14 protein-coding genes are annotated in these 14,106 nt (G+C 32.3%); 9 read left to right on the top strand and 5 right to left on the bottom strand.

What is annotated here, in order from left to right:
- Window positions 1–76 precede the first annotated feature (76 nt).
- The 5 genes from QWY92_RS02500 to QWY92_RS02480 are packed head-to-tail and all read left to right on the top strand — an operon-like array spanning window position 77 to window position 5,204.
- Window positions 77–856 (top strand): class I SAM-dependent methyltransferase, encoded by a 780-nt coding sequence (locus QWY92_RS02500; RefSeq protein WP_290268349.1) that lies wholly within the window; start codon window positions 77–79, stop codon window positions 854–856.
- A complete protein-coding gene (locus QWY92_RS02495; RefSeq protein WP_290268348.1) occupies window positions 856–2,391 on the top strand; it encodes a B12-binding domain-containing radical SAM protein in 1,536 nt (511 codons plus the stop codon). The genes QWY92_RS02500 and QWY92_RS02495 overlap by 1 nt, the downstream gene beginning before the upstream one ends.
- Before the next feature lie 11 nt (window positions 2,392–2,402).
- Window positions 2,403–3,068, top strand: a complete 666-nt coding sequence (locus tag QWY92_RS02490) for a methyltransferase (RefSeq protein WP_290268347.1) — start codon at window positions 2,403–2,405, stop codon at window positions 3,066–3,068.
- Window positions 3,069–3,074: 6 nt separating this feature from the next.
- Complete coding sequence (locus QWY92_RS02485) at window positions 3,075–4,031, top strand: acyltransferase family protein (RefSeq protein ID WP_290268346.1); 957 nt, start codon at window positions 3,075–3,077, stop codon at window positions 4,029–4,031.
- Window positions 4,032–4,043: 12 nt separating this feature from the next.
- Window positions 4,044–5,204 (top strand): SGNH/GDSL hydrolase family protein, encoded by a 1,161-nt coding sequence (locus QWY92_RS02480; protein ID WP_290268345.1) that lies wholly within the window; start codon window positions 4,044–4,046, stop codon window positions 5,202–5,204.
- An 8-nt stretch (window positions 5,205–5,212) separates the two neighbouring features.
- Here QWY92_RS02480 and QWY92_RS02475 read toward each other — a convergent pair whose 3' ends face one another.
- The 5 genes from QWY92_RS02475 to QWY92_RS02455 all read right to left on the bottom strand — a co-directional run bounded on the left by QWY92_RS02475 (window position 5,213) and on the right by QWY92_RS02455 (window position 10,656).
- The gene (locus tag QWY92_RS02475; protein ID WP_290268344.1) at window positions 5,213–6,175 is read right to left on the bottom strand and encodes an SGNH/GDSL hydrolase family protein; all 963 of its coding nucleotides are present in this window, start codon (window positions 6,173–6,175) and stop codon (window positions 5,213–5,215) included.
- Between the two features lie 57 nt (window positions 6,176–6,232).
- Window positions 6,233–6,391 carry a DUF5989 family protein gene (locus tag QWY92_RS02470; protein ID WP_290268343.1) on the bottom strand — a complete coding sequence of 53 codons (159 nt, stop codon included), beginning with the start codon at window positions 6,389–6,391 and terminating at the stop codon, window positions 6,233–6,235.
- 2 nt (window positions 6,392–6,393) lie between these two features.
- Entirely contained in the window at window positions 6,394–6,804 is a 411-nt protein-coding gene (locus QWY92_RS02465; protein WP_290268342.1) for an SxtJ family membrane protein, read from the bottom strand.
- A complete protein-coding gene (locus QWY92_RS02460; RefSeq protein ID WP_290268341.1) occupies window positions 6,791–8,542 on the bottom strand; it encodes a carbamoyltransferase family protein in 1,752 nt (583 codons plus the stop codon). Before QWY92_RS02460 ends, QWY92_RS02465 begins: the two co-directional genes overlap by 14 nt.
- A gap of 161 nt (window positions 8,543–8,703) precedes the next feature.
- Entirely contained in the window at window positions 8,704–10,656 is a 1,953-nt protein-coding gene (locus QWY92_RS02455; protein ID WP_290268340.1) for a YgiQ family radical SAM protein, read from the bottom strand.
- 475 nt (window positions 10,657–11,131) lie between these two features.
- On the opposite strand from QWY92_RS02455, the gene QWY92_RS02450 reads away from it, so the two are divergent.
- From QWY92_RS02450 to QWY92_RS02435, 4 genes are all read left to right on the top strand, one after another.
- On the top strand, window positions 11,132–12,349 hold the full coding sequence (locus tag QWY92_RS02450; RefSeq protein ID WP_290268339.1) for a hypothetical protein: 1,218 nt from the start codon (window positions 11,132–11,134) through the stop codon (window positions 12,347–12,349).
- Between the two features lie 405 nt (window positions 12,350–12,754).
- The gene (locus QWY92_RS02445; protein WP_290268338.1) at window positions 12,755–12,943 is read left to right on the top strand and encodes a T9SS type A sorting domain-containing protein; all 189 of its coding nucleotides are present in this window, start codon (window positions 12,755–12,757) and stop codon (window positions 12,941–12,943) included.
- 253 nt (window positions 12,944–13,196) lie between these two features.
- Complete coding sequence (locus QWY92_RS02440; protein WP_290268337.1) at window positions 13,197–13,457, top strand: heavy-metal-associated domain-containing protein; 261 nt, start codon at window positions 13,197–13,199, stop codon at window positions 13,455–13,457.
- Between the two features lie 17 nt (window positions 13,458–13,474).
- The gene (locus QWY92_RS02435) at window positions 13,475–14,050 is read left to right on the top strand and encodes a peroxiredoxin-like family protein (RefSeq protein ID WP_290268336.1); all 576 of its coding nucleotides are present in this window, start codon (window positions 13,475–13,477) and stop codon (window positions 14,048–14,050) included.
- The last annotated feature ends 56 nt before the right edge of the window (window positions 14,051–14,106 follow it).

The raw sequence follows: 14,106 nt of genomic DNA, 5'->3' as shown, positions 1-14,106 counted from the left end.
AAATCATATCTTCGCCAAACAACTATCTAGTTTCATTTTAGAAAACAAAAACCTTATATTTAAAAACTAATTAATAATGTTGAAACAAAAGCTTAATCTCTTTTTTACCATCAATAGGAAAGTAATAAATAACGTAATGAGCTGCATATTTTTTAAACCTAAAACAAAAAAAATTGAAGATTCATTTATTGCTAGATTGCGGTGTTCTGTAATTGGAGAAGGAATGTTAAATGAAGGAAATATATTTTTAATAAATTATGCTATTAAAAATATGCCTGAAAATGGAATAACTTTTGAAATAGGTGTTTACGGTGGATTATCGACAAATTTAATTTTACATCTTCTTGCAAAGCACAACAAAGAGATATTACATTATGGCTGTGACGCATGGATATACGAAGGGTTTAAGGATCATCTTGGAATGACAGAAAATCACATAGATGGTAAAAAAGAAATCGAAAGGACTGATTATATGAATTATATTAAAAATTCTTTTATAAATGCCACAACTTTTCTAAGCCCAAAGTATTTACCATATATTTGTCACACAACATCCGATAGTTTTTTTAATAATTGGAACACAGAAAACCAATTTACAGATGTTTTTAATAGAACATTTAAATTAAACTCAAAAATAGCTTTTTGCTATATTGATGGAAATCATTCTTATAATCAAACAAAAATGGATTTTAATAATGTTTCCCAAAAACTTTTAATTGGCGGCTATGTTTTAATTGATGACTCAGCTAAAGGATCTAATTTTGGCAGCGCCAAATTCATTTCTGAAATTTTAAAAAATCCGCAGTTTATAAAAATTTATAACAACCCTAATTACCTTTTTAAGAAAATAAACTAATGGGAAATAAACTAATGGGAAATAAAATTATCATATTTAATCCAAGAAGTGCAAATGCTAAGCACAGACTGCCCAATACTATAATTCAAGTTGGAGCGGCAATTCACGGAAAATACGAATACATTTTAGTGGATGGCAATAAAGAAAACAACCCCTGGGATGTTATTTTTAAACACTTTTCAACTGGCGAATTCAAATATTTTTGTCTTACAGCAATGCCTGGACCACAACTAAAGCAAGCCATTCCGTATGCTAAAAAAATAAAAGAACTTTTTCCGGAATCTATAAATATTTGGGGTGGCTATTTTGCCTCCAATCAATATAAAGTTTGTATGAATTCCGGCTATGTTGATTATATTATAAATGGCCCTGGCGATAATACATTCCCAAAATTACTCGACGTTTTAGAAAATAAAAGTGATGAAAAGCTCAGTTTAATTAGAAACTTAATTTTTAAAAATGATGCAGGTGAAATTATTCAAACAGTAAAAGAAGCTTTACTCGATCAAGATAGCTTACCGCCATACCCTTACGAATACTTTAACACCTTTTACCCACTAGAAAGCTACTTAGCAAAAACCTTTATGGGTCGAAAAACGTTTGCCTATCACTCGAGTATGGGCTGCCCATTTACATGTTCTTTTTGTGCTGTAGTCCCAATTTACAATGCAAAATGGAAAGCCAAAGCAGCGACTACCATTTATAAAGATGTGTCTTTCTTTAAAGAAAAATACAACATTGATGCTGTAGAGTTTCACGACAATAATTTTTTCACCTCGAAAAAACGTGTTTTAGAGTTCTCTAATCTTGTTTTAAATGATAATATTCAATGGTGGGGCGAAGGTAGAATTGATACCATAAATAAGTACTCGGACGACGATTTAAAATTGATGCGAAAAGCGGGTTGCAGAATGATGTTTTTGGGCGCAGAAACGGGTAACGATGAAGTATTAAAACAAATGAACAAAGGCGGCACACAATCGGGTCAAATGATAAAAGATTTTGTGCTACGCATGAAAAACGTAGATATTATACCCGAACTGTCATTTGTACTAGGCCTGCCCGGTCCAGACGAAAAAAAGGTATACGAGCAAATACTTTGGGATATTAATTTTATTCGTGAAATAAAAGCCATTAATCCGCATGCCGAAATAATTATTTACCTATACAGTCCGGTGCCTACTGAAGGTTCGGAATTATACCAACAAATTATTGATGCCGGTTTTTCGTTTCCGGAAACTTTAGAGGAATGGATTGAACCCAGCTGGGAAAAATTCGATTTAAGAAAAAACCCGTTAACCCCTTGGCTAAAACCTTATATGATCGATAAAATTCAAAATTTTGAAACCGTATTAAATGGCTACTACCCTACAACATCAGATTTTAGAATTAAAGGATATAAAAAATGGATATTAAAGACCGTTTCAGGTTATCGATTTAAATATGGCTGGTATAAATTTCCTTATGAAATTAAAGTACTTCATAAAATTTGGAAATATCGTCAACCCGAAATTGAAGGTTTTTATTCAGAATAAGTTGTTCAAATATGCTCAAAAAAGTAAAGAAAATCATATTTCCAATTGCAAAGTTAGCTTTTAATACGTTTCATTTAAAACAAAGAAAATATACCTATTCAGGTATTGAAGTATCTATTAGCTCCGAGGTATTCCCTCCTCATTTTACCATAAGCACTAAAATATTATTAGATTTTATAAAACCGTTAAACTTAACTAACCAGTCTTTTCTAGAATTAGGCTGTGGCTCTGGTATTATTTCGTTATTTGCTGCTTCTAAAGGAGCCCAAGTTACAGCTTCAGACATCAATCTTATTGCTATCGAGGCCTTAAAAAAAGCTTCAATTAAAAATAAAATTCCTGTTGATGTTGTTTACTCCGATTTATTTAAAAACATTAACAAACAACACTTCGATTATATTATAATAAACCCACCATACTACCCAAAACAACCTAAGAACGACAAAGAACGTGCCTGGTTTTGTGGTGAAAATTTCGAGTATTTCCAGAATTTATTTGAAGAACTCGAAACACAAAGTGTAACTAATACATGGATGATTTTATCGGAAGATTGTAAATTAAACACTATTAAACAGCTCGCTCTTAATAAGGGGTTTCTTTTTGAACTACTTTTAGAAAAAACAGTTTACAAAGAAAAAAACTACATATTCAGTGTTCAAAAAAAAGCCATAAATTAAGCTGGTATGGAACGAAATATACTTCTTGATACGATAAAAATAATACTTTCAGTATTTGTATTGGCAGTACATTGTGGTTTTTTGTTTGATCAGAACAAAATGGTTTATCAAATTTTAATCAATGGTCTCTTTATAATTGCAGTTCCATTTTTTCTGTGCACTAACGGCTTCTTCCTCTTAATGGTATTTAAAAACAATCGTATTAAGGTTTGGTTAAAGCGCGTGGCCATACTCTATATAATATGGATGCTTGTATATTCGTATTTTTGGCTTAACCTAACGCATTTTAACTTTATAAAGGTTATACCTATAATACTTTTTGGGTTTAATCACCTTTGGTACTTAGCAGCACTTTTAGTTGGTGGCTTACTACTATATTTCTTTCAGAATTTATCGAATAAAACATTAATTATTTCCGCTATTATTCTATATACTCTAGGTGTTAGCATTCAATATTTAGGTCTATTTCATGTATTTTCAAACTATGCTTTTTTAGATAAAATAATGAATTACCCACCTTCACATCGTAATTTTTTATTTTACGGATTGCCCTTTTTAAGTATTGGCTTAGTTATAAAACGAACAAATTTCCATCTCAAAATAAAAAAAAGGCATCTCTATATTTTATTAGCAATGAGTTTCTTATTGTTGGTTTTAGATTGCTTAGTTAACTACTACTTCCTAACTCATAAAACACTAGTGACTATGAAATTAGCCTATTTACTTCTAGGTCCCGTTTTATTTATTTCAGCTTTCCGGTTTAAAATCACTTCTAATATTAACAGCAAAATACTATCGGCATATTCCATTGCTATTTATTTAGCACACCCACTTATCATATTTTTAATCATAAATTATTTTAAATTATCGCCAACGGTTTTAACTATTGCCACAAGCATACTAACAGTTATAGCAAGTTACTTTTTAATTCAATTAAATTCGAAATTAAAATACATTTTATAACCTCTTATCTTCGTGAAAAACAAACTCAAATTTATCTTAATTATATCCAGAAACTTACTTATTATTTTTCTTTTATTAGAAATTTTTTTAGGAGTATATTACAGTTACCATGACGAAAGTGGTGTTGACGAAAACACTGAACGCATCTATGCTACTGGTGTTTATGATGGTGTAGAATTAGAAACGGTAAAAGAAATCTTTAGAGAACTAAGGCTACAGGATATGGAATGGGAGTCTTATTTACACTATCGTTTTAAACCAATGTACGCCAAACACAATACTATTTATGAAAACGGTTTGCGAAAAACAGAAAACCCTAGTTTAAAAAATTCTGATAACGCTTTAAAAATATTTTGTTTTGGAGGCTCTACCATGTATAGCGCAGGCTCTAGAGACGCGCATACTATTCCGTCTGAATTATCTAAATTAATACACACTAATTTCCCAGATAAAAACGTAGAGGTTACAAATTTTGGTTGCCATGGTTATACTCGAGCTACCGAAAACATCCAATTGCAACAGGAGCTTATTAAAAACAATATTCCAGATATTGTGATTTTTTACGATGGTGTTAACGAAATTATTTCAGCTCATCAAAATAACGAAGCTGGCACACCTACAAATGCATACAATCGAAAGAATGAATTTAAAGTAGCACACAACTACAAAAAAAGAATTAAACTCATGCTTAGATCTAGTTATTTATGCAGGCTAGTAATAACCATACAACGAAAGTTAAAACACAATACCATCCATGCGAGATTGGATGATCGCCCAGACAGTTTAGCTGTAGATATTGCTAACATCTTTTTAGGTTACGTCAAAATTTCAAAAAGTTTAGAAAAAAGCTACAATTTTAAAGTTTTCAATTTTCTGCAACCTGTGGTTTATTCGAAGAAAAACTTAACAGAAGCTGAACAAGGTTATTTTAGAGACCAACAATACTACGAGAATTTATACGATTTATCTTATAGTATTATTCGAAAAGATGCATTAATGAAAACCGACAGTACTTTTTTAGATATTAGTACTGTTTTTGATACTTCTGAAAAAACAATTTACACCGATTTCTGCCATACTGGTGAATACGGAAACCAACTTGTTGCAGATCGTATTTTTAAAGAAATCGAACCCGCTTTAACTCAAACAAAATTTATCGAAAACCAAGAATAAAACCACTTTTAAAATGTTTTCTTAGAGAATGGAATATGGTTTTGTAAAAAATCACTTAACACCACATTGCCGTTTTTATTAAAATGAGGATCGTTTGCAAAATATAAAGGATATGACGGCGTATTTTTTTCTTGCAGCTTACCTAACGGATTTAAATGCTTCACATTTGAAAACACACTTAAATCTTGCTTTGCGCCTTCAAGAAACGGATAATTTATCATAGATAAGGCATGATCATCACTAAAAATAGCTCCCATACTTTTCATGTTTTCTAAATAACTTTGGTTTACTTGCCCACAGTGTGGCACCCAAACTAAATAAACGGGTATATCATTAGGTATAGATTCTAAAAACACATTCATATGGCCAATCCACGCCTTATAACGTTCCTTAAAATTAGCTTTTAACCTAACGGTATGATCTAAATATGACGGATTACAATTTAAATATTGTCGTGTTCTTATATTATAATACTCTGGCTTAAATTGATCAATAGCCATGGTAACCGCCCTTAAACTTTCTCTTGGCTTTAGTAGTGTTGATTTTTGATTTAAATACTTAACACCCAACAAATAATCTGAGGTTTCCCAATACATATTTCTGAATAAGGAAACGTTTTCAAAACACCATAAATGATTAACATCTATCAAATCGTTACCTACATATATTTGATAAATAATAGCTTTAGGCTTATGCTTCCTGATTTTTGTTGCGGCAAAAGTATTAACTTCCCTAATGCCTATTCCAGGCACACTAACATTAAAAAAGGACAGTTCTGGATTCCTTTTTCTTAACATATCGATGTAATTTATTTCCGAAGAAGTCGCCGAAAAAGAATCGCCAAAAACAAGATAATCTACTGCGTTTTCTACTTTTAAATTTTCAGAAGTATTTAAAGCCTCTGCTTCTAATCTATAAAAATCAATAACACTAAGTCTAAAGCATACTTCGAAAATTAACAAAGTAATCAAACTGAGAATGAAAACTTTAAAACCGAATTTAAAAACCTTTTTTAAGAAGAGCATTTATTAAAATAAAGTATAAACAAACGGAGCAATAACCGAGTTTTCTGCAAACACCACTAAAAAAGTAAGTAATATTAGCACAATCACTATGGGGATTAACCAAAACTTTTTTTGCTTGATTAAAAAAACACCTAACTGTTTTACTGTATCATATTTACTCATAACTACCCTAATTTTGTATAATCAATTACTCTATTTACTGTTTTCCACTCGGCCTTATAATTTGGCTTTTTATTAAAAATCCTCATAAGTATTGCTATTGGCGAAAACAAAAGAAAATAAACAACCCCCATAACTAAAACACTCATAACAGCTCCTAAAACCTCTCCTATCAATAACCATATCACTAAAAATGGTTTAAAAATAAACTTAGCAAAAAACATAATAACTACTGTGATAACCATTGCCAAGCCACAATACGCCTGCACTAGGTTTACACTAAAATCATTTTTATAAAATGACATTGCTAAAGCAATTAGTAGAACTACTAAAACCAAATACCCAAATTCTTTTTGTTTCTTGGGGGTCGAACTCATGTTCAACACTTTACTATAAGTTAATTTAATCCAATTCACGAGTCTCTATATTAATTAATCTATCATCAAATTTTACGTTATCCGTTTTATACACCACATAGTTTTCTAAAACAAGGACATCCATTTTAGTATTAAAAAAACATTTTAAGGCATCTAATGGAGACTCTACAATAGGTTCTCCCCTAACATTAAACGAGGTATTAATTAACACAGGACATTCCGTTTTATCTTTGAAGTTTTTTATTAATTGATGTAATAACGGGTTTTCACTTTTATTTAATGTTTGAACCCGAGCCGTTCTGTCTTCATGTATGCAAGATGGAATACTATCTTTTTTATCACTTTTTACTGTAAACAACATGTATTTCGAAGTGATGTCATGCATGTTAAACCATGCATCACAATCTTCCTCTAAAACAATTGGAGCAAAAGGTCTAAAACCTTCTCTAAATTTTATGTTTAAGTTTACATGTGTTTTCATGTCTTTAAACAAAGGACTGGCCAAAATACTTCTGTGTCCTAATGCTCTTGGTCCAAATTCCATTTTACCTTGAAACCAACCCACTATATATTTATTTTGCAAAGCATTAGAAACAGAGTCACAAAGCTGAAAATTTGTCATTTTTTTAAAATTCACGTTGTATTTCAGCAATGTACGTTCTACCTCATCATTGGTATATTGCGAACCTAAATAAGCCTGATCTATTAAAGTATCTTTTAAATAAACACGTTCCTTATTTAAGTAATGGTACCAACCAACGTAGGCTGCACCAACACAGCACCCCGAATCGCCAGAAGCTGGTTGTACCCATATATTTTTAAAAATAGCTTTTGCGAGTAGCTCTCCATTAGCTTTACAATTTAAAGCTACACCTCCAGATAAACATACATTTTCTAACCCAGATATAGCTTTAGCATGCAATAATAAGGCTACAACAACATCCTCAACTACCGCTTGAATAGAGCTCGCAATATCGCAATAAAAATCGTCCATCTTAGCCTCTAGGGGCCTTTGTGGTTTCTTAAATACGTCGCAAAATCTTGAATTAATTGTCGACTCTCCTTTTTCAAAAGAAAAACAGTCTAAATTTAAAGTCACTAAACCTGTACTATCGTAACTAACAATTTCCCTTAAAATTAAATCTTTATAAATCGGTTTTCCATAAGGCGCTAAACCCATTAATTTGTACTCCCCAGAATTCACTCTAAAACCACAATACTGTGTAAATGCGGAGTATAGCAATCCTATAGAGTGCGGATAATGCTGTTCCTTTAAAATTTCAACCTGATTGCCTTTACCAACAGAAATTGTGGTACAAGCCTTTTCTCCTACACCATCAATGGTGACAATTACGGCTTCCTCAAAAGGAGAAGTAAAAAAACTACCCGCAGCATGAGATTCATGATGCTCGGTATAAATTATTTCTCCGTCGTAATTTAAAGTTGTTTTTATAATACTTGAAACCCATAATTTGGTTTTAAACCAAGACAACAACGTTTTTCTGAATAATTGAAATGTAGAAGGCGCCTGATATTGTAACGTATTTATTATTCTATCGAACTTCAAAAATGGCTTCTCGTAAAAAACAATTAAATCAACATCATCAATGGTCAAGTTATTACTTTCCAAACAAAACTGTACTGATTTTTCAGGAAATGCCTTATCGTGTTTAATTCTTGTAAACCTTTCTTCTTGTGCTGCGGACACTAATACTCCGTTTATTAGCAAACAAGCTGCCGAGTCGTGATAGAAACAAGAAACACCAATTATATTCATAAAAAAAGCAGATAAAAAAAGATTATAAATATAACATTTATATTATAATATCTTTCATATTGCATCCGACTTTTCTTTCATTCTGTAATCGCATTGAAAAATAGCTATAATGAATTAAAATTAAACTTCATAATAGCCGTTTTTTTTAGTAACAACTGTCTCTATCGACGTTTCTTCTTACTCTTAAACTTTGCCTTGTTTTTACGTTTATTAAACGGAACAGCATCATCAAAGGTATGCTTTGCATCACCAGTTGGTGTGTTTTTACGCCACTTCTCTGTTTTTTCGGGAAGTAATACTTTAAGTAAATCTTGACGCCCTAATTTGTTTAAAGTCTTTTTAATCCAGTCTTTATTTTCATCTTTATACCAGAAGAAAAAACGGTGTTGTTCATCTTTTTCTTTTCTAGTAATAGGCGTATTTACTTTTTTAAGTGTGTATGGATGGTAACCACTGTAATAAATTACCGTAGCCACCGTCATTGGTGTTGGCGTAAAACCTTGCACCTGCTCTAACTGGAAGCCCATATCTTTGGTTTCGGCAGCTAGGTTCGCCATATCTTCCACTTCACAAGCGGGATGATTCGATATAAAATAAGGAATCAACTGCAGCTTTAAACCTTTAGCAATATTAATTTTATCGAAACGCTCTTTAAACTTATGGAAATACGAAAACGATGGTTTACGCATCAGTTTTAATACCGGATCACTAGTATGTTCTGGCGCTACTTTTAGTCGGCCAGAAACGTGCTTCGTCATCACCTCTTCTGTGTAAGCATCTAACTCCTTAGGATCGGCATTTTTGTTAAACTCAGGCACCAACATATCATGACGAATGCCCGAACCAATAAATGATTTTTTTACTTTTGGATGACTATCAACCGCTTGGTATAATTCCGTTAACGGTTTGTGCGAAGTATCTAAATTACTACAAATAACAGGCGAAATACAACTAGGCGCCACACACTTGTCGCATATAGATTGCACTTTCCCCTTCATTTGATACATGTTGGCACTTGGCCCACCAATATCAGACAAATACCCTTTAAAATCTGGCATATTAGCCACCGTATCTACTTCTTTTAAAATAGACTCTTTACTGCGCGATGCAATAAATTTTCCTTGGTGTGCCGATATGGTACAAAAACTACAGCCTCCAAAACATCCACGGTGAATATTAATGGAAAACTTTATCATTTCGAAAGCCGGAATAGGGCCACGTTTATTATATTTTGGATGTGGTAATCGGGTATATGGATAATCGAAAGACGCATCAATCTCCCCTTCCGTCATGGTTGGATAAGGCGGATTAATCATCAATGTTTTATCTCCAATTTTCTGAAAAATACGTCGCGCAGCCAATTTATTCGACTCCTGCTCTATCACTTTAAAGTTAGACGCATATTTTTTCTTATCCTTTAAACAAACCTCGTGAGATGCTATTTCAACATCTTCCCAATTACTATTTTTTGGTATTTTTTCACCTTCATCTAAAAGTACAGCCGTTTGTAACACCGTATTTATACTTTTAAAAGGCACGCCTCTTTCTAACAAACGCACCACTTCGCGCAAAGGCTGTTCACCCATACCGTAAACCAACATATCGGCTTTCGAGGTTTCTAAAATAGAAGGCAATAACTTATCACTCCAATAATCGTAATGCGTAACACGACGTAACGATGCCTCAATACCACCAATTAAAACAGGTGTATCTGGCCATTTTTCCTTTAAAATTTTAGAATAAACAGTCGTTGCGTAATCCGGACGAAATCCAATATCACCATTTGGTGTATAAGCATCCTTATCACGGCGTTTTTTATTCGCGTTATAGTTACTAATCATGGGGTCCATACAACCACCAGTAACACCAAAAAACATTTTTGGCTGTCCCAATTTCACAAAATCCTGAAGATTATCGTTTACATTAGGTTGCGGTACAATGGCTACACGCAGGCCAAAACTTTCTAGCATACGCCCAATAACTGCAGGCCCAAAAGTTGGGTGATCTACATAAGCATCGCCACTAAATAGGATAACGTCTAGCGCTTCCCATCCGCGTATTTTCACCTCTTTGTTTGTGGTAGGTAACCAATCCGAAAGTTTTAAATCTTGCATAACTTTGCAAAAATAGTCAAAAAACGACTCGTTGGCATTATAATTCTAGTATTTCGGGCGTTCCCTTTGGGCCGTGCTTTCCGCTATATCTTTTTAAAACATTGAATCTCTACCAAAACCCCATGAATATCAACCTCATCTAGGTCTATCCTAAAATATTTTATCTTATTTAAGTTTTAAAAAGGATGCCGCATCAATCACTAACGCGGGCTAGTTTGCTATTTCTGGCACAATAGGCTGAAGTCACCTTCTTCTCTTGGAAGGTTTAAAGGATGTAATCTAAATTTTGTTTGGAAGAAATATATAATGCTTTTTTAAGGAACCAGTACATCTTGAACCAAATATAAATAATTGAAAAACCTCACTTTATTTACCTGAAAATTATTTGTAGAAAAATTAATAAAATATTAATGCAACTAAGTTGCATTAATATTTTATTAATTTATATTTGCCCTGAATTTATAAAAAATGAAAAATGAAATTATTTAAAATTTTAAGTTATGCACTGGTAATAAGTGTATTTTCATCCTGTTCTAGTGATGATACAGATGAATTACCTTTTGAAGAACAAATTGTAGAAAATGAAAATATGGCTTTGTTAATTTCTGATTCGGAATCTAATGTGCTAAATTTTTTAAAACCTTATAACAATTCTATTCTAGACTTTCAAGCTCGTTTTAGTGGAGGAAGTATTTATGCAACAGAATCTGGACTCTACGGCGTAATTACTCATAGAGACAACAACTTTACTGAAACATTTAATTACGGAGGTGAGATTGATCACGGTAGCCATAGTCATGATCTTGGCGAGCAAGGCATGGCTGCAATTAGTTTTGAAAGCCAAAGCCCAACGCATTTTAAATCTGAACAGGGTTATGTTTCAGTTTATAATGATGGCGATGCTACTTTAAGTTTGTTTAATGAGAATAGTATTTATAATGAATCTTCTCCTGTTAGAACAATTAATACAGGTTCTGCAGCACATCATGGCGCAATGGTGATTTATGAAAATGGAACTATTGCAGTTACAGAATTAGGATCTGGTGTAGGACTTCCTGAATCGGTAAAAATTATCAATCAAAGTGAAGAAGTTCTTTTTGAAGATGAGACTGTAATTGTTACTTCTGGTATTCATGGAAATGCAGGGAATGATAATGTGGCTATTTTTGGGTCTAATACAGGGATTTTGGTCGTAAAAAGTACAGGACAACAAAGTTTAATCAATTATCCTAATGACTTTGAAGATGATGCATGGTTTGGAAGTTTATTGAGTACTAGTGATGATAATTTGTTTGTTGGATATACAACTAGCAAAGGAGCTTATTTTATAAACATTGAAGCGGAAGAAATTACTCCAATTTACGAAACTAATAATTTATTTAAATGCATAACTTCAAAAGAAGGAGATTTAGTTGTAAGCTTAACAGGAGAAGGTTACTTAAATATTACAGAAGTTGAAACAGGATTGGCAAAATATCAAGGACAATTAAATGTTACTATGGATACAGAGGCTATAGACCATAGTGCTGTGATTAGTAGTATTGACTTGAGTGAAGATTTTATTTATATTTCAATTCCGACTCAGAAAAAAATAGTACAACTACAACTAAATAATTTAAGTATTACTAATGAATACAACCTTAATATTACACCTTTTCAATTCAAAATTTTAGGAGCAGATTTTGACCATTAGAAATTACAAAAAAGAATGTGAACATGTATAAGTTCACATTCTTTTTTTATGATTTTGGTAGTTAAGCGTTTCATAACTTTATTCGCTGACGAAAACTTGACATTTTCCAGCCTCCGCACTACGTTTAACTCAAGCGTTGAAACACTCTAAAAACAACGTAAAATAAGCGGATACATGCGTTAGGGATTAAGGCATTTGGTGCTGCTCAAACAGAAGCTGATAATGCAAGATATAAATCAACAGCTTTACGTTCTGGTGATAAAGCAACGGTTTTAGCTTCAATTATGAACTTAAATAATTGGGAGTATGACAACAATACGCCACAATCAGCAGTTGGAACATCTTTTACGATTTCAGAAACATTGTCTACTGGAGAAATTAACGTTTTTCAAAAAAAACGTTAATATGTACCCAAACCCATCAAGTGATTTTTTAAACATTTCTGGATTAACAGAAACACAACATTACGGAATTTACAATATTATAGGAACAGAAGTAAAAAAAGGAAGCATTTCTAATCAAGAAAAAATAGACATACAAGATTTAACAAATGGAATATATTTATTGAAACTTGATACATGGAAACACCTCTAAATTTATAAAACAATAAACTTATACCGGCGCGAGTTTACAGCGAATGCCAACAACAATAAATAAAAAGCTTCATTTTTTAAATAAAATGAAGCTTTTATAGTTTTAATAGTTATTAAATAAAACCGCTTGGCTCTGTAAAAAAATTCAACTAACTTCGTTTAACTCAGAATACAAAACATTAAAAACAACTACATATCCCAAAAAGTTTGACACCATTTAAGAGAAACCACGAACCATTTAAAACAAAATCAAAATGAGTTTATTATCAGAAAATGTAATACCAGGAAACCACGGGAAAATTTTTGAAACAAACGCAACCGAACATAAAGATTTGTTAAAAATTAAAAATGCCATTTCAAATATTTATGGAGTACAAGATGTTCTTTTAGACGAGGATGTATTTCCAAAGAAAATAACAATTCATACATCTTCTATTGTTTCAGTAAAGGACATTGAGGACGCTGTGATTAAAACAGGATTTCATGCCATTCCAAAATCGTTATTTGAACTGTAAATAGAAGTAAAATATTAATGAGTAAACTACAAGATTTCCAAAAACTAGTTATAGCCAATGCCTTAGAAGCAAAAGGATTAAAAACTGGAGAAAAAGCACCAAATTTTGAATTACCTAATGCCTTTGGTAAAACAATAGCATTATCCGATTGTTTAAAAACGGGTCCTGTTATTTTAAAATTTTACAGAGGAGAGTGGTGCCCCATTTGCAATCTAGATTTGATTGAGATTCAAAAATATGCCAATCAATTTAAAGCATTCAACGCACAAATAGTAGCAATAAGTCCGCAAAAACCAGACGACGCGCTAAGCATCTCGCAAAAAAACGCACTTCAATTTGAGGTTTTGAGTGATGGCAATCAAGATGTAATAAAAGCCTATAATCTACAATTTGATCCTGGGGAAGATTACCACCAAAGACGCGACCTTTCCGTTTTAAATGGTGATAGCTCCATAACACTGCCTGTTCCCGCTACTTTTGTTATAAACCAAGATTTTACGGTAATCGCGTCTCATGTTGAAGCCAATTATACCGAACGTATGTCTCCAGATGATATTTTAGAAGTTCTAAAAAGATTAACTAACTTCGTTTAACGTAGGATATAAAACATTAGAACGATTTTACATCTAAAAAGCTGCCAAGTATTTGA

Source organism: Algibacter miyuki, from assembly GCF_030409805.1.
In the GTDB taxonomy this organism is placed as follows: Bacteria; Bacteroidota; Bacteroidia; order Flavobacteriales; family Flavobacteriaceae; genus Algibacter; species Algibacter miyuki.
This window is presented reverse-complemented; position numbering and strand designations above follow the sequence as displayed.

Excerpts from the sequence above, each read along its gene's own strand:
- QWY92_RS02445 (WP_290268338.1), top strand. The coding sequence starts at position 12,755 with ATGTACCCAAACCCATCAAGTGATTTTTTAAACATTTCTGGATTAACA.
- QWY92_RS02485 (WP_290268346.1), top strand. The coding sequence starts at position 3,075 with ATGGAACGAAATATACTTCTTGATACGATAAAAATAATACTTTCAGTA.
- QWY92_RS02460 (WP_290268341.1), bottom strand. The coding sequence starts at position 8,542 with ATGAATATAATTGGTGTTTCTTGTTTCTATCACGACTCGGCAGCTTGT.
- QWY92_RS02450 (WP_290268339.1), top strand. The coding sequence starts at position 11,132 with ATGAAATTATTTAAAATTTTAAGTTATGCACTGGTAATAAGTGTATTT.
- QWY92_RS02470 (WP_290268343.1), bottom strand. The coding sequence starts at position 6,391 with ATGAGTAAATATGATACAGTAAAACAGTTAGGTGTTTTTTTAATCAAG.
- QWY92_RS02490 (WP_290268347.1), top strand. The coding sequence starts at position 2,403 with ATGCTCAAAAAAGTAAAGAAAATCATATTTCCAATTGCAAAGTTAGCT.
- QWY92_RS02440 (WP_290268337.1), top strand. The coding sequence starts at position 13,197 with ATGAGTTTATTATCAGAAAATGTAATACCAGGAAACCACGGGAAAATT.
- QWY92_RS02435 (WP_290268336.1), top strand. The coding sequence starts at position 13,475 with ATGAGTAAACTACAAGATTTCCAAAAACTAGTTATAGCCAATGCCTTA.
- QWY92_RS02500 (WP_290268349.1), top strand. The coding sequence starts at position 77 with ATGTTGAAACAAAAGCTTAATCTCTTTTTTACCATCAATAGGAAAGTA.
- QWY92_RS02495 (WP_290268348.1), top strand. The coding sequence starts at position 856 with ATGGGAAATAAACTAATGGGAAATAAAATTATCATATTTAATCCAAGA.
- QWY92_RS02455 (WP_290268340.1), bottom strand. The coding sequence starts at position 10,656 with ATGCAAGATTTAAAACTTTCGGATTGGTTACCTACCACAAACAAAGAG.